This window comes from Pseudocitrobacter sp. CD920760 (assembly GCF_057782505.1).
The window spans coordinates 2552204-2578679 of record NZ_CM173490.1 but is presented as its reverse complement, the minus strand read 5'-3'; the positions used below and the strand labels follow the sequence as shown (position 1 = coordinate 2578679).

At 46.6% G+C, this 26476-nt stretch carries 20 protein-coding genes and 2 pseudogenes; 6 read left to right on the top strand and 16 right to left on the bottom strand.

Annotation, left to right across the window (positions count from 1 at the left end):
• The first annotated feature begins 63 nt into the window (after positions 1 to 63).
• Complete coding sequence (locus AC1MKH_RS12155) at positions 64 to 663, top strand: TetR family transcriptional regulator (protein ID WP_276221318.1); 600 nt, start codon at positions 64 to 66, stop codon at positions 661 to 663.
• On the opposite strand, the pseudogene umuC (AC1MKH_RS12150) reads toward AC1MKH_RS12155, so the two are convergent.
• From umuC (AC1MKH_RS12150) to umuD (AC1MKH_RS12140), 3 genes and pseudogenes are all read right to left on the bottom strand, one after another.
• A pseudogene (gene umuC / locus AC1MKH_RS12150) lies at positions 640 to 1689 on the bottom strand (translesion error-prone DNA polymerase V subunit UmuC); the annotation flags it as partial. The gene AC1MKH_RS12155 and the pseudogene umuC (AC1MKH_RS12150) overlap by 24 nt on opposite strands.
• 46 nt (positions 1690 to 1735) lie before the next feature.
• Complete coding sequence (umuC, locus tag AC1MKH_RS12145; protein ID WP_126065269.1) at positions 1736 to 3010, bottom strand: translesion error-prone DNA polymerase V subunit UmuC; 1275 nt, start codon at positions 3008 to 3010, stop codon at positions 1736 to 1738.
• Positions 3011 to 3018: 8 nt separating this feature from the next.
• Entirely contained in the window at positions 3019 to 3381 is a 363-nt protein-coding gene (gene umuD, locus AC1MKH_RS12140) for a translesion error-prone DNA polymerase V autoproteolytic subunit (RefSeq protein ID WP_126065267.1), read from the bottom strand.
• A 292-nt stretch (positions 3382 to 3673) separates the two neighbouring features.
• Between umuD (AC1MKH_RS12140) and AC1MKH_RS12135 the strand changes: the two genes are divergently transcribed.
• Entirely contained in the window at positions 3674 to 4363 is a 690-nt protein-coding gene (locus AC1MKH_RS12135; protein ID WP_126065266.1) for a Fic family protein, read from the top strand.
• A gap of 149 nt (positions 4364 to 4512) precedes the next feature.
• Here the strand turns inward: AC1MKH_RS12135 and AC1MKH_RS12130 are convergent.
• A protein-coding gene (locus tag AC1MKH_RS12130) for an IS3 family transposase (protein WP_488451776.1) occupies positions 4513 to 5681 on the bottom strand; the annotation gives its coding sequence in 2 pieces (ribosomal slippage) (positions 4513 to 5432 and positions 5432 to 5681; 1170 coding nt in all).
• A gap of 277 nt (positions 5682 to 5958) precedes the next feature.
• On the opposite strand from AC1MKH_RS12130, the gene AC1MKH_RS12125 reads away from it, so the two are divergent.
• Positions 5959 to 6147 (top strand): hypothetical protein, encoded by a 189-nt coding sequence (locus tag AC1MKH_RS12125; protein WP_126065264.1) that lies wholly within the window; start codon positions 5959 to 5961, stop codon positions 6145 to 6147.
• A gap of 203 nt (positions 6148 to 6350) precedes the next feature.
• Here the strand turns inward: AC1MKH_RS12125 and AC1MKH_RS12120 are convergent, their stop codons facing one another.
• The 10 genes and pseudogenes from AC1MKH_RS12120 to AC1MKH_RS12075 form a co-directional block, all read right to left on the bottom strand.
• Positions 6351 to 8144 (bottom strand): ATP-dependent nuclease, encoded by a 1794-nt coding sequence (locus AC1MKH_RS12120; protein ID WP_126065263.1) that lies wholly within the window; start codon positions 8142 to 8144, stop codon positions 6351 to 6353.
• A gap of 500 nt (positions 8145 to 8644) precedes the next feature.
• Complete coding sequence (locus tag AC1MKH_RS12115) at positions 8645 to 9712, bottom strand: SAVED domain-containing protein (RefSeq protein WP_126065262.1); 1068 nt, start codon at positions 9710 to 9712, stop codon at positions 8645 to 8647.
• Between the two features lie 9 nt (positions 9713 to 9721).
• The gene (locus tag AC1MKH_RS12110; RefSeq protein ID WP_126065261.1) at positions 9722 to 10192 is read right to left on the bottom strand and encodes a Mov34/MPN/PAD-1 family protein; all 471 of its coding nucleotides are present in this window, start codon (positions 10190 to 10192) and stop codon (positions 9722 to 9724) included.
• Positions 10185 to 11918, bottom strand: a complete 1734-nt coding sequence (locus AC1MKH_RS12105; protein ID WP_126065260.1) for a ThiF family adenylyltransferase — start codon at positions 11916 to 11918, stop codon at positions 10185 to 10187. Before AC1MKH_RS12105 ends, AC1MKH_RS12110 begins: the two co-directional genes overlap by 8 nt.
• Positions 11915 to 12958, bottom strand: a complete 1044-nt coding sequence (locus tag AC1MKH_RS12100; protein WP_126065259.1) for a nucleotidyltransferase domain-containing protein — start codon at positions 12956 to 12958, stop codon at positions 11915 to 11917. Before AC1MKH_RS12100 ends, AC1MKH_RS12105 begins: the two co-directional genes overlap by 4 nt.
• Before the next feature lie 139 nt (positions 12959 to 13097).
• Positions 13098 to 15230 (bottom strand): tyrosine-type recombinase/integrase, encoded by a 2133-nt coding sequence (locus AC1MKH_RS12095; RefSeq protein ID WP_126065258.1) that lies wholly within the window; start codon positions 15228 to 15230, stop codon positions 13098 to 13100.
• Between the two features lie 18 nt (positions 15231 to 15248).
• The gene (locus AC1MKH_RS12090) at positions 15249 to 16226 is read right to left on the bottom strand and encodes a tyrosine-type recombinase/integrase (protein ID WP_232018053.1); all 978 of its coding nucleotides are present in this window, start codon (positions 16224 to 16226) and stop codon (positions 15249 to 15251) included.
• An 80-nt stretch (positions 16227 to 16306) separates the two neighbouring features.
• Positions 16307 to 16531: pseudogene (locus AC1MKH_RS12085) on the bottom strand (Y-family DNA polymerase); the annotation flags it as partial.
• 2 nt (positions 16532 to 16533) lie between these two features.
• On the bottom strand, positions 16534 to 16950 hold the full coding sequence (umuD, locus tag AC1MKH_RS12080; protein ID WP_276221331.1) for a translesion error-prone DNA polymerase V autoproteolytic subunit: 417 nt from the start codon (positions 16948 to 16950) through the stop codon (positions 16534 to 16536).
• Positions 16951 to 17068: 118 nt separating this feature from the next.
• Positions 17069 to 18682, bottom strand: coding sequence for a mechanosensitive ion channel family protein (locus AC1MKH_RS12075; protein ID WP_276221333.1), 1614 nt, complete (start codon positions 18680 to 18682; stop codon positions 17069 to 17071).
• A gap of 325 nt (positions 18683 to 19007) precedes the next feature.
• On the opposite strand from AC1MKH_RS12075, the gene AC1MKH_RS12070 reads away from it, so the two are divergent.
• Positions 19008 to 20984, top strand: a complete 1977-nt coding sequence (locus AC1MKH_RS12070) for an alkyl/aryl-sulfatase (protein ID WP_276221335.1) — start codon at positions 19008 to 19010, stop codon at positions 20982 to 20984.
• Positions 20985 to 21055: 71 nt separating this feature from the next.
• Here AC1MKH_RS12070 and ompA read toward each other — a convergent pair whose 3' ends face one another.
• Positions 21056 to 22099 carry a porin OmpA gene (gene ompA / locus AC1MKH_RS12065; protein ID WP_276221338.1) on the bottom strand — a complete coding sequence of 348 codons (1044 nt, stop codon included), beginning with the start codon at positions 22097 to 22099 and terminating at the stop codon, positions 21056 to 21058.
• Between the two features lie 147 nt (positions 22100 to 22246).
• Positions 22247 to 22876, bottom strand: coding sequence for a helix-turn-helix domain-containing protein (locus AC1MKH_RS12060; RefSeq protein ID WP_276221340.1), 630 nt, complete (start codon positions 22874 to 22876; stop codon positions 22247 to 22249).
• Between the two features lie 235 nt (positions 22877 to 23111).
• Between AC1MKH_RS12060 and AC1MKH_RS12055 the strand changes: the two genes are divergently transcribed.
• Together AC1MKH_RS12055 and AC1MKH_RS12050 are read left to right on the top strand one after the other, a co-directional pair.
• Positions 23112 to 24305, top strand: coding sequence for an OmpP1/FadL family transporter (locus AC1MKH_RS12055; RefSeq protein ID WP_276221342.1), 1194 nt, complete (start codon positions 23112 to 23114; stop codon positions 24303 to 24305).
• 188 nt (positions 24306 to 24493) lie between these two features.
• The gene (locus AC1MKH_RS12050) at positions 24494 to 26476 is read left to right on the top strand and encodes an alkyl/aryl-sulfatase (RefSeq protein ID WP_276221344.1); all 1983 of its coding nucleotides are present in this window, start codon (positions 24494 to 24496) and stop codon (positions 26474 to 26476) included.

Sequence of the window (26476 nt, the reverse complement as noted above, 5' to 3'; positions counted from 1 at the left end):
AAAGTTGAACAACTGTCCAGCTTTTTGTTAAACTCGTTGCGCGGTTATTGAGGATGAAAAATTATGGGTTATCTGAGTAAGGACGAACGACGGGAAGAAATTATGCAGGCGGCGATGCGCGTGGCGCTGGCCGAAGGTTTCCCCGCAATGACCGTCAGGCGGATCGCTACGGAAGCCAACGTTGCCACAGGCCAGGTCCATCACCATTTTGCCTCGGCAGGCGAACTCAAAGCCCAGGCGTTTATTCGCTTAACCCGTACCCTGCTGGATGCTAATCCGTTGCCGGAAAACGCCACGTGGCGTGAACGCTTATGCTCAATGCTTGGCAGCGATGACGGCGGGTTTGAGCCCTATATTCGCCTCTGGCGGGAAGCGCAGCTGATTGCGGCGAAAGATCCCGATATCAAGGCGGCCTATATTCTCACCATGCATATCTGGCATGACGAAACCACGGCGATTATCCGCCAGGGCCACGCGGCGCAGGAGTTTACCCTGCGCGATAGCCCCGAGCACATCGCCTGGCGGCTGATTGCGCTGGTTTGCGGTCTGGATGGCATGTACGCACTGGGCATGACGGATATTAATGACGACGCCTTTAACCAGCATGTGGACGCAGCGATCGCCCTGGAGCTGTTTTCACTACCGCACACACACAATATCTGACATGCGCGTGGTATAGCGCGGCGAGAGCAATTCCCGTTTCATCTGCCACGGCTGCGCGATACCCTGCCCGGCAAAATAGAGCGTCCCGCGCCCGGTCTTGTGATTAATGGCATCCAACACGCTCATTAACGCTTCGCTGTCCGCGCGCGGCGCATTGTCATCAAACAGATTCAGCTGCGCAACGCCCTGGCTGAAAAAATCCCCCAGCATTACGCCCGCTTTCTGATAACGTCGCCCTTCTTTCCAGATAACCTCCAGACAGCGCGTCGCGGCATTAATGATGTCGCGACTATCCTGCGTCGGCGTCAGCAATTTTACCGATGCGCTGTTGCCGTAATAGGGCTGCCCGGCGGCAAACGGCGATGTTTTAATAAATGCCGAAATAAACCGGCAATACTGATGTTCCAGACGCAGCTTCTCTGCCGCCCGGCAGGCGTACTCGCAGATAGCCTGACGCATATCTTCGTAATCCGTTACCGGCGCGCCAAAGGAACGGGAGCTGATAATTTCCTGTTTATCCGGAGCGAACTCTTCCAGTTCAAGACACGCTTCGCCGCGCAGCTCGCGCACCGTGCGTTCGAGTACTACGCTAAAATGTTTACGAATAAAGCGGATGTCTGTATCCGCGAGATCCAGTACGCTGTGAATGCCCATTGCTTCCAGTTTTTTGCTAATCCGCCGCCCGATACCCCACACTTCACTGACCGGAAATGCCGCCATCAGTTTACGCTGCCGTTCGAGACTGGAGAGATCAACCACGCCGCCCGTTTGATGCTGCCATTTTTTTGCCGCATGATTCGCCAGCTTGGCGAGGGTTTTGGTTTGCGCGATCCCCACACCAACAGTCAAATGCATACCCTTACTGATTGTTTCGCGAATTTCACGACCAAAATCGGTTAAATCACGACAATTTCTGACACCGGTAAGATCGCAAAACGCTTCGTCGATACTGTAGATTTCCACTCTCGGGGCCAGCGCTTCCAGGGTCGTCATCACGCGTTCTGACATATCCGCGTTTATGTGGAATAGAAAAGCAAGATTTTATTAACCTTTTCTTTAATAGAGAGTTTCTTCATTTTATTTGCGCTATCGGAATATCATTCCAGCAGGTAGTCCACGCCGGGCTGAGCATTTCTCGCTTCATCTTCCACGCTGTATCTACGCCTTGACCCGCAAACCACACACTGCCCAACCCGGACTTATTGATGCCGTCCAGTACCTTCATCAGTTGGGCGCTTTTCTCTCTGGGTTTGTTCTCGTCAAAAAGGTTGAACTGAGCTACGCCATTCGGCGTAAAATCATCAAGCGCGATACCGGCTTTCATATAGCGCCGACCATCCAGCCAAATGCGATCTAGTGAACGCAGTGCAACTTCAATAATGTCTCGCGTATCCTGGGTCGGCAGGGCAAGTTTTTCTCCAGCGCTATTGGCGTAATACACTTCGTTAATGGCGTGGGGTGAGGTTCTTATAAATATGCCGATGTGTCGACAAAACTGGCGTTCACCTCTCAGCTTTTCGGCAGCACGTGTCGCGTACAGACACAGTGCCTGCTGCATGGCTGCTTTTGACGTGATGCGCTCACCGAAGGAGCGTGAGCAAATAATCTGCTGTTTTGATGGCGGAAGCTCCTCAAGAGGAATGCAGGACTCTCCATTCAGTTCCCGTACGGTACGCTCCAGGACAACTGAAAAATTTTCCCGGATAAATCTCGGACTGGATTGAGCAAGCTGTAAAGCATTTTTAATACCCATCAGATTAAGGCGTTTGCCTATTTTCCTGCCCACGCCCCAAACCTCTTCTACGGGCTGATTTTCCAGCAGCGTCATGGTGCGTTTCGAATTATCCGGTGTGAGCGCCAGGACGCCGCGAAACTGTTTCCACTCCTTGCTGGCCCATTGGGCCGATTTGGCCAGGGTTTTGGTCTGCCCAATACCAACGCCAATGGGTAGCCCAACGGTATTCAGGGCATGCGCTTTGAGGCGTCGGCCAAAATGTTCAAAATCTTCGCAACTATCAATGCCCGTCAAATCGAGAAACATTTCATCGATGCTGTACTGTTCAACTCGCGGTGTAATCTCCTCAAGAGCGCTCATGACTCTCTGACTAAGGCTATGATAAAGCGCATAGTTTGAACTGAAAACGTGCACCTTTTCCCTATAACTCTGATTTTTAATCTGGAACCAGGGCACACCCATTTTTATTCCTAACGCTTTTGCACCAGCATTGCGTGCGATAACACATCCGTCGTTGTTACTAAGAACAACAATCGGTTTGCCTCGCAAATCTGGGCGAAACAACGCCTCACAACTGGCATAAAATGAGTTTACATCCGCAAGACCAAACATTGGCATCGTTACCTCCGTCGAGTACGAGTGCAGTTGAGAAACCACGTAACAACACCAAGTAATTGCAATTCATCGGGATAAATAATTGGAAATGCTGGACTCATAGGCAAAAGCGCAAGGCAGGGCTTCAGTTGAAGACGTTTAACGGTAAACTCGCCATCGACTTCCACGACAACAATATCGCCATGAATGGCTTCCTCAGCGCGATCAACCACCAGAATGTCGCCATCACAAAGACCTGGTTCCTGCATACTGCAACCGCTGGCGCGTACAAAAAAAGTAGAGGCTCGTCGACGTATACAGAGCTCATTTAAATCCAGTTCATTTTCGACGTAATCCTGTGCTGGGGATGGAAATACACCCATGATCATAGGTCTTCATGAGCAGAAAAAGGACAAAATACAGGATCTTGTATTCTATAGTTTTCATACGTCAAAAAGTCATTTAACAATATGATTATATTGTTAAATATAAAAATTCCACTCCAAAGAGACATGTTGATTCACTCGCAATAAATACTGGTCATGCATACAGTATTGTGCAATGGAGAAGTAAAGCAAGTAGTTCATAAGCGCGTATTGTGATCTTGTTGAAGTAAGGGCAAATTTAGTTTTGCAAGCAGGAAGTATAGACTGGTGGTTCTGGAACCAACGGAACCGTTCAATGATTGTCACTACATCTCTCGGCTTCAACTATGATGCCAATGTGCTCCCAGCTTCAGAGGCCGGGAGTGTTGCCCGTGTTGTAGCTATCTATAACCAACGTATGGCGGAGTTTATCTGGAATGTTGCCAAACTGGAAAATAACCCCTTAACGTTTGTCGATATTCAAACTCTGCTTGGAGGTGTGACGATTGGTGGTCATAAGGTCAAAGATGTTGAGCAGGTAACTAATCTGGTTGATAGTAGCAGAAAGCTTTTAAAACTGATTAGGTCTGGTCGCTTCTGTTTGGACAAAGAAACACTCACGTTGCTAAACAATATTATTACACGTAACGAAACGCCTGAGCCGGGTATTTTTCGTGATGAGGGCGTGCATTGTATTCATCAGGAAAACACAGAAGTGTCTGAGTTAAATAGAATTTTCATGGAAAATTTTCAACTCATGTTGACAATGCCACCTATCGAAGCTGCGATGATTTTTTTCCTATTTTGTATGTTTCAACAGTTCTTTTCTAAAGGGAATCAACGTACTGGTTTTTACATGATGAATGGCTGGCTGATGAGTAATGGATTCGAACCCATCAGTATTCCTGCTTTTCGTTCTCAGGAGTTTAATGAAAAAATTAGACGCTTTTATGCCAATAAAGATGCTACAGAAATGCTGGCCTTTTTATGGAGCTGCAAACGATAAGCAAAACTAGTTATCATATATCCATTATTCATTGCGAAATAATGGCTTGCACTTCATCTTGAAAGAGGTATGTCTAATGCGGCAATATACAGTATCTCATCCTGGTGTCATCATTGCACGTGATCTGGCTGATATGGGGAATGAAGTGGTCAACTAAAACTGGCCACAGCTTTAGAGTTTTTCCAGTATCGGTTTTCCGATTCGTTTGGGGGTAACCCACCGTTATAGTCATGCGGCCTTAGCGAGCTGTAATAACCGACGATATAGTCTGTGATCGCATGAGCAGCTTCGCTAAAGTTTATATAACCTGTCACTGGCACCCACTCGTTTTTCAGACTTCTGAAGAAGCGTTCCATCGGGCTGTTGTCCCAACAGTTTCCACGTCGGCTCATACTCTGCCTGATCCGGCAACGCCACAGTAACTGCCGGAACTGCCTACTTGTATAGTGGCTACCCTGGTCACTGTGGAACATCACTCCGACTGGTTTACCGCGAATTTCCCACGCCATTTCCAGCGCTTTGATGGTCAGCCTGCTGTCTGGTGAGAATGACATTGCCCAGCCCACCGGTTTCCTTGCGAACAGATCGAGAACAACAGCGAGGTAAGCCCAACGCTTGCCTGTCCAGATATACGTCACATCGCCGCACCACACCTGATTAGGCTCTGTCACTGCGAACTGTCGCTCAAGACGATTCGGGATAACGATGTGTTCATGACCACCGCGTTTATACCGGTGGGTAGGTTGCTGACAACTCACCAGCCCCAGTTCTTTCATGAGCCTGCCGGCAAGCCAGCGTCCCATTCTGAAGCCTCTCAGGGTTGCCATAATCGCTATACTTCTTGCGCCAGCAGAGCCATGGCTGATGTTATGCAGCTCCAGAACCTGACTGCGTAACACCGCTCGCCTGCCGTCTGGCTTTTCGGGGCTTTTTTCCCAGTATTTGTAGCTGCTGCGATGAACCCCGAACACGTGGCAGAGTGTGACCACAGGATACTGCGCTCTGAGTTTCCCGATTAACGAGAACTGTTCAGGGAGTCTGACATCAAGAGCGCGGTAGCCTTTTTTAATATGTCGTTTTCCATTTCAATGCGTTGTAGCTTTTTCTTCAGCTGACGTATTTCAATCTGTTCCGGGGTTATAGGGGAGGCTTTAGGTATTTTGCCCTGTCGTTCATCCCGCAACTGCTTTACCCATCGCGTCATTGTCGAAAGACCCACATTCATAGCACTGGCCGCAGCTGCAACGGTGTAGTTCTGATCAAGGACCAGTTGAGCGGATTCGCGTTTAAACTCTGCGCTGAAATTTCTTTTTTTCATTGGGACACCTGTATTGTTCTGAGATGAGCATATCACCTCTGTTCAGGTGGCCAAATTCAGTAAACCACTTCAGAAGAGTGCTCAAAGCTTTGTGAATGAAACCCAGATTGCAGCAGAGTTTCTTGAAGGGAAGTTGTCGTTGACCGCTGGGATGGCTGTTCATATTGCAGCTTTAATGGGCGGTACACCTGAGTTCTGGATGCGTCTCCAATACATGTACGATTTGCATCAGCAAAAATTGAAAGCTGAACGGAGAAAATAGCTGAAGAGGTATCCAATGAAAGCTGAAAAAGATCCTAAGGTTGAAATCGAATCACCGGCCAATGTGAAGAAGCGAAGTCACCAACGTTATGAAGAGCAAGCGGTAAAGGTTGCGAGAGGTATGTTAGGTTATCAGCCAGCAGTAAAGTCGGTTTACTCAAAATCAGCATCACCAAAATTCTGTCACAAAATTGAGTTCAAGTAATTTGCGCATGCGCAAATTTGTCGGAGCATAGTCTGCTTGAACATTCATTCTCCTCTAATTTATGCATTGCGACGTCTGATCTTGTGTCTGAAAATTTTATTAGTATATCTTTATACTAATAATTTAGATGGCTGCTCTATAAAATGATGGATCTGACTATCAGATCCATCATTAGACCCCTTAAGTTGTATGCTTTAATTATTTTATAGCCACGCATTATAAATTCTTTGCATAACTTCTTTTAATTTATCAGGGATTCCATCAAAATCATCTCCCCATCCTAATGTTTGTTGATAGGCATTAAATGGTTTCTCAGATGTTGGAGCTGGATAGCCAAGAAGATCTTCAATACACTCCTCTACAACAATTACTTTTTCATGGCCGCCAGCGGCTTCTAGTATATGTGGGTTAAATACTTCCGCCCCCTTAACTCCCTGATCTCTATCGTGAATAACTATAAAGTCAACATCTAATGCAGAAAGATATTTTATTAATCCTATTATAGCAGCCTTTCCTCGTGCTTTAACTAATTCGGTGTTGGTTAGTATTTTATTTCTAGAAAGTGCAGGCACCCTCCGAAGCGCTTCCTTGAAAACAATTTCCTCTGTATCACCCTCTACTATTATAACCTTTTTAGTAAAAAATATACGCGACATATGATCATCTAATTTCATTATCATTTTTACATAATTCTTGTCATCTTTTGATAGTTGTTTGTATTTTTCGGTCACAGAGAATGGGTTGATTGAGGTATGAGAGGATTCATAATGGAATCTATTCAATACTTGTCTTGGTTTCCTAGAAAGATCGATGAGATAAGGGGAGTGAGTTGTGGCAATTATTTGAGATGATAGGCCTGATAATTCATAGATAATATCTCTCATTTGATTGGCTGCACTTGGATGAAGATATATTTCAGGTTCCTCAAAGCCAATGATAAGACTCCTTGCGTCGTCACCTCTTTTTCTTAACCACTCCTGCCTGAATCTTAGCAGACCAAAAACAGCGGCCCTTACCATACCGGTTCCTTGGTTAGATACTGTAGTTCGTATATTACTTGACATTTCAATGGAGAAAGTAGGTGACAATGCCGTGTCAGGATTGGAAAGATCGGCGAGTGCATAGATTTTTGACTCAGGGAATACACCGCAAAGAACTTTGTTTAGCTCACCCATCATTATCCCAAATTCTGATTTTTCATCGGAAGGGTTTAATTCTTTAGCAAGTTCATTTAAACATTCTTGGGCACGCTTGTAATTGTCTGATCCTCCTCTAACATCTTTAAATAGTTCGTTTAGCGTTTTTTGAAGCACTCCAGTTTTATCTTCAATTTCATTAGCTCCTGATTCGGCGGGAATAAGTAAAAAACTTGGTAGTTTTGAAAGTACCACGCCACCTATGCCTCCTGGGTTTTTGTCCCAGATCTCTTCTTCTGTTACGTCCCAAATATCATCTATGAGCTCGAGTTTTGACTTCTCACTGCCACTTATGTTTTTTTCTAAAGCTGAGAATAGTTCGGTAATGATTGCAGCGTCGACTCCGGCTTCAATAAATTCCAGAGGCTTCTTAAGATTCTCAAAGTCTTTCTTTAGTTCTCTCTTGAGTGATTTTAATTCAATTAAAACATCTTCACCCAATGTATAGCTCTTTCTATAAAAAATGCTATTCCCAGTTTCTCCACTATCGGTTGGATCATAAGAAAAAACTCTTCCTTTAAATCCTCTCCACGATTTAGCGTCATCTGGAACATTTCTGAACTCAGCTTCAAGTATGATTTCTTTACAGGATATTTTGTTTTCACCAGTTTCGGCATCAACTTCGGAACAAAAACAGTCTGAGGTCATTCTTTTTTTATCAGACAATAACCACTCAATGGCCTTTAAAACTGAACTTTTCCCTGCGTTGTTAGAACCAATTAAAAACGTGGCGTCACCAAATTTGACCTGAGCATTGTGAATTCTTTTGAAACCATTTATTTTAAGGGTGTGTAATCGCATTAGTATTTTCCATATGCTATATAAAAATAAAATGTTTGAAGATGAATTTGTATTGTTCATACAATTAGTCATTTTAATTTTAAAAATAGAGTAATAATGAGACTCACATCAAAAAAACGTAATGATCTCGAAAAGCCAAATCCTTAATTGTCGGAGGGATTGTGGTATGTTGAATCATCGCGTTAAAAATAATGCCCCTCGTTCTTCGCAACAGCCACTTCGAGTAGTTTTGAACTAAAAGATTAGAACGTTATGATTTTCAATATTTTTTCAGACAACATAAAGGTTGTGATAGATTTTGTCCAGCAATGTTCGGAAAGGATATACGCAAACCGTTCAGATACGATAGAAGAAAGGGGAGCAACTGAAGACTTATAAGTAGATGTTGGGTTCATTTAACACATGCGTTATATACATTTAGCCCTGAGTTATAATTTCATATATCAGGGCATTATAAGAAAGTTATCAATTTGAAAAAACTATAAATGTTGAATAAATCGTTAACTCACGTTCTTGCTAGTCACTTTTATACACCATTCATATTTGTTAGCAATAGAGTTCCAGTGCCAAATATTTATAACACCATGCAAGCCTTCCTGGTAAAGAGTACCAAGCCGAACGACTACTGATGCTTGTGCAGAGACAAAAAGATGAACTTCGTCTGCCTGTTTTTTTAATTCAGAGATAATATAGCTAATTTCCTTCACTATTTTTTCTTGCTCGTCCTCCGCAGGGAGATTATCAAATCGGAATCCTGTATCCAGTCGAACATGTAAAGTATGGCCAATAAATTCAACAGGAAGATCTTTTTCTAAAATTTCCATCGTGAATGAAATTGCAAGACCGATAACCTTTCCATTATTTGATGGCGCACACTTACTATCATGAATATTCTGACCGCTGTAGCATTTTACTAACTTTGCATTTGTCGGCGGTGCGTCAAGAGGGTGAAAAGTTCTTTTATCCCGGTCAAAATCAAACAACTTTAATGGTAAGTGCCCATCCGTCATGAAGCTACCAACCATATACAGATATGGCACACTGCCAAGTGCAGCAACATAAGCAATTGCCGCATCGGTGTGATATATTCTTTCTTGAATTATCTGCCGAATAAAACCTGCATTGGATAAATTGTTATTTTTGTCCCTTGAATCAAATGCTTTAAAGTCCACATTTAATATTTTTGCTTTTTCTCTGGAAGAGAGTATTTTCTCCGCAGCTTGTGAATCCGTATTTTCGAACCCATACGCACGAATAAGAGCAATGTCTCGCTTATTCAAATCTCGAAGAGCGAAGTAAGCACAAATTCCCCAAAGACCAAACCCAGCAACCAGAAAAATCACACCAAAAAAGAGAGCAAGATCAGAGCATTTTTGATAAGTAAACGTTAATCCATCGATAATATTAACATTTTTCTTAAGAAATTCTTCGGAGAAAACAAGATTTACTCCCCATCCTCCAACTAATCCCGCCATTCCAATTTTAAGTACCCCAAACGTCAGTCGGGACAATTGATCTTTCGGCCTAAAAATAATTTTTATCAGATACATGAGTGTTGCATTGTTCATTTCCCCTCCTCAGAATTCCTGTCGCAAAATATTTTCACCTTCAAAATAGTAAAGCGCGTTTTTCTCTGTTCCAATTATTATAAAAAAAAGCCTTTGTACAGGATTTCGTAACCTACATTGTTTCCAGTCCCTTATATCGATGTATGACGCATGGGGATTTTTTTCAGGATGTGTATGCCACGTACCAAAGTAAATCAATTGACCTTCAGAGTCATTATACAAGCGATCAACAATACGCTGATGTTCGGGATCTCTGAGAGTAAAATTCATTCTTGAACATCGATCTTCTTTCTGTGGAACCGTGATTTCAACTAATCCGTAACGTTCAATCTCAAGTTCTTTATCGCCAACGAGCACTCCAAATGCCTCGGGATCCATTGGTTTAAACTGTCGAAACCCCTGCCAGATCCCAATCACTTTCTTTGAGATGTGGAGACTAAAATATTCAGTATCGACAATTAGAGCATCAGCATTATCCATTGCAGATATCACACTCTTCATTAAACAAGGGTAGCACTTCTAATATACGAGTAAATGCGTAATACCTACCACTTAATTTGAATCCATTTGCTATCGCATCCTCAGAACTCCCCTTCCAGCTTACTCTGGATGAGTCTCGAATTTTATTAAGAAGATATTTTACTCCGAGATTAGCGGTGATAAGAGCAGTCTGAGTTGAGGCTATGTATGAATATGGTAGGAACGCATCGCCACATCCAGCATGGTTTTTAGTCAAATCTTGATTCGGAGCCAAAAAATTCAAGTTAGAAGCTAGTCCTCTTGAAAAATCAGTTGGGTCAACATATGCACAACGTAAACATCCTTTTGTTCCAGGAATCGCCAGAACGGCGTGCCCCCCTATGCCATACCCTTCAACCCATGTGTTAATAACTGGGACATTAATTTTTTCTTTAATTAAATAATCATGAAACAACCGTTCCTGGGTCGGTGCTCCTATCGCTATGATGATTAGATCATACTTCATTAGTAAATCACGGTGCCTCAAATCAAGTAGCTTACCAGTGTAACTTCCAATCTCAAGCCATGGATACTTGCTGGTGAGGCTATGCCATAATGCACTCGATTTATGGTATGAGACATACTGAGGTGGCAAAATGTGGCGATAAAGATTGTTCAGTGAAAGTGTCTCTGGATCGTATAAATCTATATGGCCAACGCCAGAGGCAGCGAGTTTATCTGCAACATCTCCTCCTACGGAACCACATCCAACAAGCATAACTTTTTTGCTAGTAAGGGATTGTTCCGCTCCACTCCGGGGCATAATCCTTTCTTTATTAAAAGTTAACACGATGAAGGGTTCAAGCACCCATTCGGCCAGATGTGAATGTTTGAAAGGCAATGTTTTCCGACCTTTGCCAGCGTTTTTTTGGGAAAAATGGATTCCAAACCATGTGATTCCAGAGGGGGTTTGGGCATTGAAGATTAGCCAAAACTCATGTGAACGCTTTTGAGCAAATTTCTGAGTTAATTTTGTCTGAACATTTGTCGGTAGATCTGATAGCAAATCTAGATACCAGTCAGTAAGTTCATCCTTTTTCCATGGAGAAGGTTTTATCACGCTCAACGGTATGACGAATCCGTTACCTTTTGCAGCTTGACGATTTTTTAGAAGCTGATTGATAGGTGAAAAAATATTATCTGGGACTGCCTCTTCAGCATAGCCTAAATGATATTTTCCCAGACCTACGCTGCCTTTACTTGGCTTCAGAACGCACAACTCTTCTGGTGTTTCGCTTTCAGTTAAACAGAGAAAGGGGGTAATGCCGGGCTCAACGATATTCAACCAGCCAGCTTCAAACTCCCGAAGTAATTCCTTTGTATTCCATTCATTATCGATTAAGGCTTGGCTTAACAAAGAAACATGGCGTTTTAGCGATTCTTCGAAAGCTAGCTCAGGACACTCAAAATTCACGGATACAGCATCAGGAACATTCACACAAATGCTTGCAAATTTGCTTCCAGGATAGAACGCAGTGTGCGCAAGCCTGGGCAATGTTGATGGCTCAGCTAGGAGAAAGCTGGGCATTTTCGAGAGTTCAGGAACAGCGATATGCCAAAGAGTAACTGGCACACCGTTTATCTCCAGTTCGACGATTAAGAATCCGACCTCTGCAGTCTTTGATGGAATTGCGGAGACCTTGTATCCGCATTCATTCAAGTGAGCCATGATGACTGAATAATTCATGCGCCTTGCGATGTCCCCACTACTCCGGCAGTTGCGAAAACAGTTTTAACAGCATTTGACGATGCAGATGATGTTTCAGCGCACTCAGGAAAATCTTCACCGAATGCATTTCGTAGCAACTCACACTGTTTTGACTCTTGCTCTTCATCAGCAACCTTATCCAAGGTTTTCAACAGTGCGCTCAGCTTGTTGCGAAACTGTGTTCCTGTGACGATACTACTGCTATGAAAAATATCTCTGTAAGGGCTCACTGGAAGCGTAACATTGACACTGTATTTATCCACGTCAACCTGAGTGAAATAGCTACGATAGTTAAGTATGTGGTTGATTGTTTTTCTCAGTGCAGTGAGGTCATCAGGGAAGCCTTCATCGTTGATGGAGGAAACGAAGGATTCCTTGACCATGACAGCTATACCAATTGAGTAGACTTTACGGCGTACATCATCGCCAAATGTAAAATTTCTCCAGCGCTTGAGGTATCTGACAATACGTCGAAACTGGTCATGCTTATTCGAGCCATAAGTTTCATTAGCGTCGTAATTATTCACCCAGTCGATAAGTTCACGTGGCGCAGATCTGGCCCACTCACGGTTATCATCAGCTGAATGTTTCTTGCCAACGGCCAGTTCGTATTGACCGTTATCGTACTTGCGGTAAATTGGGATATCGATATGAAGGTCATCAGCCTTGTAATCAGCAGTCACACAAGGTTTTTTGATCTTAGCATTTTTAAAACCCCGGCCTTCCAGTACTTCAAGTACAGCGAGCTTAGGTGTTATTGGGTTTTCTGGGGCCAGCTCCGCTTCGATTACTATTGCACGATCAATATCGAAATCCTGGCCTTTTTCCCGGATACCCGTGAAGGTCGCCAAAGACCCTTGAATGAAATCCTCAACAACCGGATATCCATCTTCTTTGAATCGTTCAACGATATCGGCAGTTATGCTATCGTCCTTGAGGCGGGCCGTCGTGTACTCTAGGTCCTTCCTTCCTAACTTGATAGCATCGTGAAAATTCTTAAATTTGTTTTGAAGACTCATATTGCCCCCCGCATTTGTTGTGAATTAAACAACAAATGGAGCCGCTTCGCTTGATTTCAAGTGGCCAAATGAGAATTTAATCGAATTCTGATTTACATCAATAAAAATTAGTGTTGGTGACGCAGGGAGCCCTTAAGGTTTAGTCTTTTTGAGGTGGTGGCTGACTAGCCATTTTTTTAATGAATGCAGTCAGCTTATCAATATCACCTTCCGCAATTGCTTTCTCATCCGGAGTTAGCGGGACTTCCTCAAGATACCGGCGTATAGAGGCTTTACTTTCAAGAGCCAGTGCCTGGGAACTGCTTTTCGGCAAGCTAAAATCACAGCCAATGCAGGCCATTCTGTGTGGGCAACTGCTCCAAAACGGATTGGTGCAATACAAATCGCCTAAATCATAGTACAGAGCAGGCCCTGATGGCGTTAGTGCCTGACTGTCATGATCGATCAGCACGCTGATCATATGGGAAATTTTGTCCGCTTTCACAAAAGAAGCCGCCAGCCGTGTTGGGCGAATGCGGATGTAGTGCAGGGTTGATCGCGGGCAGCTATGTCCGGACCACTCCATTAACTCATGCAAGGTCATCCCTTGTGGTACGCTGGCCAGTGCGGTGACCGCTGAAGCTCTTCCCCGGTGGCTGGTGATCCGTCCACGGCTGTCTTCGACCGGCACCCCAGCCCGGGCACAGAGTATCGGGATGATCGTATTATTCAATAATGTACCACCTGCCTTTTTTCCCCTGTATTGGAATAAATAATTGATCCTTTCAGCCGTTCGTTCATCTGTTAAGGGAGCCTGTTCGACTGGGCGTTCCTGTAACCACAAATCCACATATTTTTTCACAACACCGGCGACAGGTTTGACAAATGCCTTCGACGTTTTTCCAGCCGGAACATCCAGGTAGCATAAAGTTCCGGCTGGGATAATATTGCCATCGTCGTGTACAATGTCATCTGTCTGTTCATGCACACAGCCTGTGCTCAATCGTAATAATTCATTCTGGCGTAATCCGGCATGAGTCCAGATAACCGCCATCGCCTGGTGCAAGGCAAACGGATAATGGTTATCTGTTAGCATATCCTCCGGTCGTAAATTCAGGCTGGCCCAGATCAGCTTAAGCCACACAGGGTCGTCAATTACTCTGGGATTAACTCCACGGCTAAACAATGGTGTATCGGGGGTTGCAAGGTGACGGTACGGGTTTAGTTTTAGCCGCCCCCAGCCCCAAAGCTCGTAATCAACAAAAAAACGCCGAAGAGCATACAAAAAAGATGCCCGGGAATTGCTCATCAGTGGTTGACCAGATCGAGCGGACACACGCCTTGTCTCCACAGGCTCCAGAGAAAGCTCATCAACATTTATTCTTCCCAGTGCTGCGATGAAACTAGCACAGGTACTCATAGTCCAGTCAGCAGGTTCGCGGATATCAGGACAGTCACGGGCAAGCCACAACCCGATACGCAAAATAAAACTGTAGTTTGTCTCGCGGGTCTTGGGACGCATTACAGATGTCTCCCGCCAGCGCTGACACCATCCGACCCACTCAGCAGCAATCCCATCAGTCCGCTTTTCTTTCCATGCAAGGTAACCTCGCATACGCAATGGACGGGACAAAATCCCCATAGCTGCCAGTCCGTGAGATACCTTGCCTATAGCTCTGGCGATTCCTTCCGTACGATACTGCTGGCCTCGTTTGAGCAGCTCTTCTGTAAAACTCTCCAGTCGTGGATCGCCGTTTTCCAGCATTAGCATCCCTAATACTGCCGAGAGGAATAACTCTTGTGTCCGACGGGAATATCCGAGAGCCACAAGAACCTCCAACAAGCGATCCAGTTCCTGTTGAAAAAAACATTTTCCAAATGCAGCTTTGGCGTAATGTGCAGGCTGTCGGAATCGCTTGCTGTACAGTGGAAAAGGTATATTGGCAAGATGGAAAGCCCAGGCGGCCAAAAGTGGACCACTAATACGCCAATTCTGATACAACCCTTCCCAGACCTCTTCGCTCCAGCAGATACAAGGTTGATCTCTGCGAGCCATTTCGGCCAGTACTGCCTGAAGGGTACACTTGGTCAGCGCCTCGCGGATGTCGATGTTCTGGGCAATATCAAAAAATGGCTGTAACAGTGGTGGAACGGGTACCTGGTTTATAAAGGAAGAGCGGCGTTGCGGTGTACTGATAGCCGCGCGCTCTTCCTCAGAGAAAAAAGTCTTAAGGTTATATACTGTTTTATCAAATGGATGCCAGAAAATCTCGGTCGCAGTGTCCGATTTCATAGTAATCTCCTCACACCATCAAAATACAATTCTGGCTATTTTCAGATCCAGCTCTGCAACCGCACCGGCCATCCTGGCAGCGAGTTCTGTCCCGGACAGGTGTAAATAAATCTGAGTAGTTCTGGGATCTCGATGTCCGGCATATGCTGCAAGTTCATGCAAGGACCACCCAGCCCGCGCCAGATGAGTCAGACGCAGGTGACGGAATGTATGAGTTGAAAAATAAGGCAGTCCGGATTTGAGCCCCCAACTACGGACGGTTTTACTCCAACTCCAGATGCTTAGTGGCATGCCGTAATTCCGATCTGACATTGAACGAAATAATGGGCCACCAGAAACACCACTTTGCCGTAGGTGTTGCAAATGGGCTGCAAGTACAGGTGCTACCGCCGGACTGTAACAGACAATACGCTCTCTATGATTCTTGGTGGTTTCAGCACGAATACGGATTAATCGAAGACCTAAATCAAGATCGTCAACTCGAAGTGCCGTCACTTCAGCTCGCCTTAATGCACCATAGTAAGCCAGAGTTAGCATTAGCCGGTCGCGTAACGTTGCGGTGGCAGCCTGTTGCAGCAGAGTAAACCAGCCATGATCATCTGGAATACGTGGAAGGCGCGTGATACGAGGCACAAGCCCACGTCCGCTGAAAACTGGACCAGGCAACATCGCCCGAGGAACAGGGCTGGTTTCACAAAGCTCTTGGTAATAAAGATAATCGTACCAGAGCCGAATAGCAGAGATGCGCAACTGGAGTGTGGAACTGGATACCGGATGCGCCATTCCTGGTAATTGTGGGCGAATATAACCGGAAAAATCCTCAAAATGGGCTGATGTAGGAGGAATTGATTCCGCTTCGCAGTAGCGTAAGTAATGTGTCAGTGCTCCTCGGTAGGCTTTAGTCGTTGCTTCAGCCCGACCCAGGTCAGTCAGAAGTCCGAGCCATTGCTCAACAAGATGCATACTGGCAGTAAAAAGTGGATTGCTGACCATCATGTTGACCTCTTTTGACAGAGAAACAGGTGCAGTTTAGTTCAAATGGCCCAATCAGGTGTTGCATTCCACTTAACTTACTAAAGTTCATAATTGCTGCTAAACGCCACCACGCCGTGACGGCGAAACTGCTCCTTCTGTTTAAAATAGGGTTCTCCCATTGCCACCAGTGACTTCGCCTCTGCGCTACGGGCAATGACGCAGCCGTCGTTATTCGACAGCACCACCACCGGTTTGCCTTTGAGATCCGGCCTGAACACCGTTTCGCAGGAGGCATAAAAACTGTTCACATCCACCAGCGCAAACATGGTCAGCAGGCCGCTTTCACGATAAACGTCACCACGCCAAAAATATCCAGCGGCATATCTTCGTTAATGCGGATAGGCGCATAGGCCGGGTTGCAGGGAACCAGCTGGATTATCGGGCGCAGTTGCAGGCGCTTGACGGTAAATTCGCCATCGATAGCGGCGATAATTATATCGCCGTGTCTGGCGGTTCTCGCGCTGTCAACCACCAGCAAATCACCATTGCCGATGCCCGCGTCGATCATAGAATCGCCCGTGGCGCGGACAAAATAGGTCGCACTGGGGTGCGCCACCATAAATTCGTTGAGATCGATTCCCCGCTCAACGTAATCGCGTGCCGGGCTGGGAAAGCCGCATGGCACTAAGTCACTGAAAAGAGGCGTAATTACGCTCTCGCGTTGTTCTGCAAGTTTGTACATCATGACCGTAAACACCTTATACTGTATTTATATACAGTATTATGAATTTCAGGAATGAATCAAGCCACTTTTCACGGAGAAAGAAAAACGCGTTGAAGTGTAGAGGAATTTAATTTGCCCGCTATTTGCTGCCCTCAGGCGGAGCAGCAGGCGGCGTGTACCAGTTCTCTTTGGCAACCATCACCGCCCCCTCAGGCTGCATCACAAAGTTTGGCGACATTATCTGTACGTTGAATTCGTTAAAGACATCCTGAATATTGCTAAACAGTTCGTTTCGGGCGGTGGCCAGCGACTGACCCGGCTGCAATCGCACCTGAAGTTCATAGGCAATATACCAGTCCATCAGGCTCAACTGACGCACCAGTGGCGCAAGCGTCAGGTCAATCCCTTTTGCCCGTTTTGCCGCCAGTTCCAGCATCGCATGAACCTGACGCCAGGGCGTGTCGTAACCGATCGTCACACCCACTGTTAAATTGATACCGCCATTCACACTCTGCGCACTAAGGTTAGTGATTTTTCCACTCACCACCACCGCGTTGGGAACGGTCACAACGTAGTTTTCACGGGTGATAATTTTTGTCGCCAGCATACCGATTTCACTGACCAGACCTTCATTATCCGCCACCCGTATGACATCGCCTTTGCGTAATGCGCGTGAATAAATCAGCACTAACCCGCTCATGGCGTGGTTCATCACGCCCGCCGAGCCCAGCGTGAGCATTAACCCAAAGAAAACGCTAATCCCCTTAAAGGCCAGCGAGTTCGCCCCTGGCAGGAAGGGATACGCCGCCGAAAGTGCAAATAACCACACCACGACCGATATCAGTTTGCGGGTCGCCCCGACGGTTTCTGGATGAATACCAGGGAGCTGCAACCGCCCTGCTTCAACCTGATTAAGCACCATTTTCAGCAACTTCAGAATGAATGCGGTAATCACGAAGATGATCAGAACGATCAATAGCCCCGGCAAGGCGGAGACTATCGACAGGGCAATCTCACGCACGACGCGTACGGACCAGTCACCCAATGATTCCCCCCAGACGCGCGTCCAGGGGAACAAACTGAATACCCAGCGCAGCCAGGCATACAACGCAACAATGCCTAACATCACCATCAACACCGCATAGAGCCGCGTTTCGATAGCGCCGGTAAAACGTCGCCAGCGCTGGGGGAGCCAGCTTCGATTCTCTATGATGCGCCGACGGTAATAGCGTCTGACTACGCGCCATGAGCGATAAGCGCCATACCAGAACACCACCAACCCCAGCAGTCCGCCAACCGTTTTCACTACCGACAGCGCCAGCCAGCCGCTGTCATACTGATCGCGCAGCGCCGTGCGTTGAGCTTCCATGCGCGCCAGCACCCGCTGTGCAGCCTGATCGAGCGTGAGATCGTCACCTTCGTCCAGATCGCCTTGCGTCAGAAGCATTACCGACTTGCCGTTCATCACGATAAGTCTCCCCTGCTGGTTATAGCGCACAACAGGGACGATCGTTAACGCCGACTGAACGTCGGCCTGGGTAAAGTTTCGCAGCGTATTATGGATGCGCAGCACCCGTTCTTCAGGCGTGGTGAGGCCAAATTTGGCCTGCAACATGACGACGGGTTGGTGGAAGATATAGACCGTCCGTGCGCGTTCCTGTTGCGTCGGCTCCTGGCGGGGCTCCGCCGCATGAGAAAAAAACACCAGCGAGGGGAAAAAGCAAAGTAATACCGCGAGCAGTACCCTTTTCATATCTGCCACCGGGACGCGAGGATTATCGTTTTAATTCAAAAAGCCAGCGCACCGGCCGTTCGTCTTTTTTCAGCATAGACCAGCCGCTCACTCGTGCAATAGCCTCAGGAATAGAACATCTTGTTGAAATCGAAAATCGATAAAAAATACGATTAAAAAACAAACAATTAACAAAAAAATAAACGTTATTCGCCAACTTCCTTGTTATTCCAGCCACCTTGTCTAATGTAAACAGTGAGTTAAATTTTATTTAAGATTTTTCTAAAGATACATTTTCTGACCTTTCATCGACTGCTGCTGAGTCATTAAAAGAGTGAGGCTTGCAATGAGATTGAAACCGATAGCCAGAGGATTGGCCCTGGCTGGCTTATTATCCACGTTCATTATTCCGGCCTATGCCGATGTCAGCCAAAAGGACGCGACCTCGTCCACGAAGAACGCTAACGACCAGCTCTACAACCAACTGCCCTTCTCCGATAACACCGATTTTACCGACGCCCACAAAGGCTTTATCGCCGCACTGCCACAAGACGTTATCAAAGGTGAACAAGGGAACGTTATCTGGAACCCACAACAGTACGCGTTCATCAAAGAAGGGGAAAAATCCCCGGATACCGTTAACCCAAGCCTGTGGCGCCAGTCTCAACTTATCAATATCAGCGGTCTGTTTGAGGTCACTGACGGCGTATATCAAATCCGCAACCTTGACCTCTCTAACATGACCATTATCGAGGGCAAAGAGGGTGTTACCGTCGTCGATCCGCTGGTTTCGGCTGAAACGGCGAAAGTCGGTATGGATCTCTATTTCAAAAACCGGGGACAAAAACCGGTCGTCGCGGTTATCTATACGCACAGCCATGTGGACCACTATGGCGGTGTACGCGGTGTGGTTGATGAGGCCGATGTGAAGTCCGGGAAAGTCAAAATTTATGCGCCCGCCGGTTTTATGGAGGCCGCCGTGGCCGAGAACATCATGGCGGGTAACGTCATGAGCCGACGCGCCAGCTATATGTACGGCAACCTGCTGAAACCCGATGCCAAAGGCCAGGTCGGCGCGGGGCTGGGCACCACGACCTCAGCGGGCACCGTCACCCTGATTGCCCCGACCAATATCATTGAAAAAGACGGGCAAAAAGAGGTCATCGACGGGTTAACCTACGACTTCATGCTGGCGCCCGGATCTGAAGCCCCTTCTGAAATGCTGTGGTATATCGAAGAGAAAAAACTCATCGAATCCGCGGAAGATGTGACCCACACGCTGCATAACACCTACTCCCTGCGCGGGGCGAAAATTCGTGAGCCGCTGCCGTGGTCAAAATATATCAACGAAGCGATCGTCCGCTGGGGCGATAAAGCCGAAATCCTGATGGCCCAGCACCACTGGCCGACCTGGGGCAATGATAACGTGGTTAAGTTGCTGAAAAGCCAGCGTGACCTGTATCGTTATATCAACGACCAGACCTTACGTATGGCTAACGAAGGCCTGACCCGTGATGAAATCGCCGCCAACTTTAAGCTGCCGGATTCACTGGCCCATACCTGGGCGAACCGCGGTTACTACGGTTCGGTGAGCCATGACGTTAAAGCCACTTACGTGCTCTATCTCGGCTGGTTTGACGGCAATCCGGCTACGCTTGACGAACTGCCGCCGGAAGAAGCCGCGAAGAAATTTGTGGAATATATGGGTGGCGCGGATGCCATTCTGCAAAAAGCCAAAACTGACTTTGACCAGGGGAATTACCGCTGGGTGGCACAGGTTGTCAGTAAAGTAGTCTTTGCCGATCCGAATAATCAGGACGCTAAAAACCTCGAAGCGGATGCGCTGGAGCAACTGGGGTATCAGGCCGAATCCGGCCCGTGGCGTAACTTCTATCTGACTGGCGCGCAAGAGCTGCGTAACGGCGTGGTGAAGGGACCGACGCCGAATACCGCCAGCCCGGATACCGTTCGCGCGATGACACCAGAAATGTTCTTTGATTATCTGGCGGTACACATCAACGGCGAGAAAGCCGGTAATGCAAAATCGGTATTTAATATCGACCTTGGCAATGACGGCGGCAAATATAAGCTGGAGCTCGAAAACGGTGTGCTGAACCACACCGCCAATGCCGAAGCGAAAGATGCTGACGCCACCCTGACCCTCGATCGTGCGACCCTGAATAAGATCATCCTGAAAGAAGAGACGCTTAAACAGGCTGAAGATAAAGGGGAAGTCAAACTCTCAGGTAACGGTGCCAAACTGGATGAAATGCTGGGCTATATGGATAAATTCGAGTTCTGGTTCAATATTGTGACACCATAACCGATAGCGCCCCGGTGACACGATCACCGGGGCGCTTTGTCATTTCAGACAGGAATTAACATTGGCGATAATTATTTTTCGGCAATATTAATGACCACCCGGCGATCCGCAGACAAACAGGTAATCAGTTGATTACCCGACTGCCCGTCACAGCGATTTCCGCTTACCGGTTCACTTTCACCTCGCCCTTCAGCAGTGATATTTTGTGCCGGGAATCCCTCGGCGATCAGTTCATCAGCAACGGCCTGGGCACGACGAGCTGATAATTGCTGGTTGTAATCTGCGCTGCCAATACGATCGCTATAACCAATCACTACCGTTGTTTTATTGTTGGTTGGCTGTAAGCCTGGTGCATGATAAAGCTGGTTGATTGCGGCTTTCCCTTGCGCAGAAAGCTGGGCTGAGTCGTAGCCAAACAGCACATCTGATTTGAGATTAAACTGCTGCGGTTCAGGCGCAGGCAACGGTGCGTCAACCGGCGTATTAACAACAGGCTCATCATCATGCTGACCAAAACGGTATGAAATGCCTGCCGTTACCGAACTGACATCGCTGCTCACGCCAATCTGATTAGCATTCCCGACATTACTGACCCATTGATATTCTAAGCGCCCTGCCCAATTTTTATTAAACGCATATTCCGTACCGACAGCCGCAAGCGGTCTGACTCCCGTTTCAAAGCGATTATGCCCACCGATATCAGACTCTGCACGATACCCCATCGCCCCTGCCCGGCCATAAATATCCCATTTATTGGTTAGCCCATAACTGGCTTTAAGCGACATTTGTAAGCCCTGACTTTTCATTTTCGCGCCAGACGCACCATGATTACCCTGAATTTGCATATTCCCCAGATAATCATATCCCCCTTCGACCGCTAACCACGGTGTAATCTGATAACCGGTAAAGACACCACCGCCCACGTTATCGCGATCAAAATCAAATTGATCGCTATTGTGCGCGTTATCAACTTGCCCCTGACTGGTATGAGAATCAAAATAGTGTGACCAACCAAATTTAGTACCACCGTACCAGGTGCCCGCATCCGCCGCTGCAAAAGCCGTTGAGGCCGTAAACGCATTGGCAATAATCAGAGTAATGAGAGTCTTTTTCATATATATCCCGTTATGAGCTTGCTTAAATTAACGCTGTATCTGTTTAAGTGCGCTCACAATAAATCCAAACACTCACTCTGATAATCTATTTGTTATTTATTTTTGGACAATGGCACGACAAGCCTGCTCATTAAGAGATGCAGGCTGTCAAAAATTTTCCGGGAGATTATTAATCGCCATCAGATAACCACCTCTTTTAAATGAGATATATTCGCCTTTGCTCAATGCAGAAATAACGTTCAAAATGCTACTGCGCGATAAGAGCGTACGGTCCTGAATATACTCAAGGATAGAGGTGCGCATCCGCGTGGCATCGGGTAACAGAATCATCTCCAGTAAATGGCTGCGGATGACAGAGTATGTTCGCTGCTGCACCACTAGCGCGTCCCGATAAAAAAGATATGCCGTATGGTAGGAAAGTAATGCCGCGACGTCCGCCCACAGACCTTCTTTAGTAAAAATCTCGGTAGCCTTTGTTGCATCGACGCGCAACATTGTCGATTCGGTTTCAACCCGGAAAATATGTCCACGAACCGGTTGGATCATTTCTGCGATGCCAAAAAGATGCGGATCATAGACGGTAACAATCAGCAAACCATCTGACGCCCGCAATATAGAGAGCTCACCCTCCATAAAAATATAGAGTTGTTGCTTGCCTTTATGCGTCCATGTCATACGCTTGCGTGGCGGAATTCTTACGCTTTCAGCGACAGGAGCCAGGGCTGCCGTCAAGCGTTGTATGCTGGCCTCTGGTCGAACGGGAGACAATATATTCATTATGATTCCTGATAATAATAATGACTGGAGTATAGCTTACCGCTATCTCAGTGCAATGCACTAAAAATGGCATTATCACTTACGCTGCTGAAGGCAGGCAGAATTTATATTTAAACAAATTCGGTTCACCTTCAAATCCGTGTTCAACTTATACTGATGTAAATCTTTTTGTGATACCCGCCATTCCCCACACCCGTCACAACACACTGACGAAATTTTCAGGCAGCAAAATACGATGAAAAAAAACATTCTATTATTAACCTGCATAGCCGTTATCTGCCCTACGCACGCCGCAGGATTATATCTTTATGAGATAGCCACTGAAGATACTGGCTTAGCTTCCGCCGGGCAAGCGGCCCGTGCGCAGGATGCCTCAACGCTCGCCACTAACCCCGCAGGAATGACACGATTACCCGATCGTATGGTTACCGGCGGCTTACAGACGCTCTATGGCGATGCAAATTACAGAATGGACAACGATGCCGGGCTACAGGGAAAAAGCCCGGGCAATATTATCGGATGGTTTCCAGGAGCCAGTGCGTTATATACGCAAAGAATAAATAACGATGTCACCGTCGGAATAGGTATGTACGGCAATTATGGTCTGGGCCTGGATTTCGGCAATTGGGCGGGATCGCGGTTAATCAGTAAAAGTACATTACTCGGGCTGACCATTAGCCCTGCGGTGGCCTGGAAAGTGAACGATCGTCTCTCTGTTGGTCTGGCGCCGGACATTAATTACGGCTACCTTTCCCTCACGCGTCAGGTTAATGGCCGGGACGAAAAACAGACAGACCACGACTGGGCGATGAACTACCGGCTTGGCATGCTGTTCGACATCAATAAACAGACTCGTGTGGGGCTAACGTGGCAAAGCAAAACAGACTATCATTTTTCAGTTAATGCGACCGCTCGACTGCCACAGGCCGGTAATATCCCCAACTATACATTGCCCATTTCTGCACAGGTTAATGCTCCGCAGCAGGTTATGTTTAGTCTGGTACATGATGTTAATAAACAATGGTCCGTAATGGGTAATCTTGGCTGGCAGGACTGGAGTGCCTACGACACGAATCAAATAGCCGTAAATGGCCGCCCGATTGAGCATAATAATCGACTAAAGGATACCTGGCATACCGCATTAGGCGTGCAATACAGGCCGAACGAAAAATGGCGACTGAATACCGGTGTCGCGTGGGACAGCAGCTTTTATCGCACACAAGGCGATACGGCATTAACCATGCCCTCAGGGCAGGCCTGGCGATGGGGTTTCGGCGGGCAATATCAAATTACGCCAAACAGTAACATTGGTGTTGCAGTGGAGTACTTAAAAATGGAATCGGCAAAAGTCTCTACGCCCGCCATCAAAGGTGAATTTGCGCATCCAGCAATTTTATTTTTAAGTGCTAACTACAGCTATACCTTTTAAACGGTAGAACATTTAATTTTAAACAATCTAACGTTATACCGTATTTCTCGACAGTGATATCCTTATGGCTATTGAATATCTTAAGCCAATAAACTCACTCACATACTCAGGTGGTTACTGACTTTCAATGACACGAAGGCATAGTAATCATTATTATTTTCTCAAATAAAACCACTCATTGAGGATATATGAAACTCAATAAAATTACAGGCTATATGGTTTTAACCAGCCTGCTATCAACATCACTATTTTCCTTTTCTGCCATGGCACAGGAAAATACTAAAGCGGCCACTGAACACACCAAAAGCGCAAATGAAGCACTTTACAATCAATTGCCCTTCTCTGATGCCACAGATTTTTCCAACGCGCATAAAGGCTTCATTGCTGCATTACCGTCAAATGTCATAACCGGTGACAAAGGAAATGTCATATGGGATCCACAGCAATATAATTTCATCAAAGAGGGAGCCAAAGCGCCTGACACGGTCAACCCCAGCCTCTGGCGCCAGGCCCAGTTAATTAATATTGGTGGTCTGTTTAACGTCACCGATGGCGTGTATCAAATTCGTAATCTTGATCTCTCGAATATGACCATTATTGAGGGTAAAACCGGGATTACCGTTATCGATCCTCTCGTTTCGGCAGAAACAGCGAAAGTCGGGATGGATCTTTACTATAAAAATCGGGGCAAAAAGCCGGTGGTTGCGGTGATATTTACCCATAGCCACGTTGATCATTATGGCGGTGTAAGAGGCGTCGTTAACGAAGCTGATGTTGCCAGCGGAAAGGTTAAAATCTATGCGCCAGCCGGGTTTATGAAAGAAGCCGTATCCGAAAACATTATGGCCGGGAATGCCATGAGCCGCAGGGCCAGCTATATGTACGGTAATCTTCTGAAACCGGACGTTAAAGGTCAGGTTGGCGCAGGATTAGGCACCACGACATCAGCCGGTACAGTTACGCTGATTGAGCCAACAAACTATATTACCGAAACCGGACAACAGGAGAATATTGACGGCCTGACCTATGATTTTATGATGGCTCCCGGTTCTGAAGCGCCCTCTGAGATGTTGTGGTACGTAAAAGAGAAAAAAATGATTGAAGCTGCGGAGGATGTCACCCATACCCTGCATAATACCTACTCTTTACGCGGTGCCAAAATTCGCGATCCTCTGGCCTGGTCAAAATATATTAATGATGTTATCAACCGCTGGGGCGGTGATGCTGAGATTATCATCGCGCAGCATCACTGGCCAACATGGGGGAATAATAACGTCGTCAATCTGATGAAAAGCCAGCGCGATATGTACCGTTATATCAATGACCAGACATTACGCATGGCAAATAAAGGGCTAACGCGTGATGAAATTGCCGATAACTTTAAACTCCCTTCCGGGTTAGCCAGTTCATGGGCGAGCCGTGGCTATTACGGTTCCGTTAGCCACGATGTGAAAGCCACCTATGTATTTTATCTTGGCTGGTTTGATGGCAACCCGGCAACCCTTGATGAATTACCGCCTGAAGCCTCGGCGAAAAAGTTTGTTGAGTATATGGGCGGTGCCGATGCGATTATGCAGAAAGCGAAAGCCGATTATGCGCAGGGTAATTATCGCTGGGTTGCACAGGTCACCAGCAAAATAGTCTTTGCCAACCCAGATAATCAGGCGGCCCGTCATCTGGAAGCGGATGCCCTGGAGCAACTGGGTTATCAGGCCGAATCAGGCCCGTGGCGTAACTTCTACCTCACCGGCGCGCAGGAATTGCGTAATGGCGTAGTGAAAGGCCCAACGCCAAATACCGCCAGCCCGGATACGGTACGGGCAATGTCTCCGGAGATGTTCTTTGATTATCTCGCGGTACACATTAATGGTGAAAAAGCCGCCAATGCGAAAGCCATTTTCAATGTCGATTTAGGAAACGATGGCGGTAAATATAAACTGGAGCTTGAAAACGGGGTGCTGAATCATACAGCAAACGTACAGGCAGATAATGCGGATGCGACGATTGCACTGAATCGCACGACGCTGAATAAAATTATTCTGCAAGAAGAGACGCTGAAGCAAGCCCAGACAAGGGGGGAAGTGAAAATTTCAGGAGACAGTGCAAAACTCGATCAGATGCTAAGTTATATGGATAAATTCGAGTTCTGGTTCAATATTGTGACGCCATAA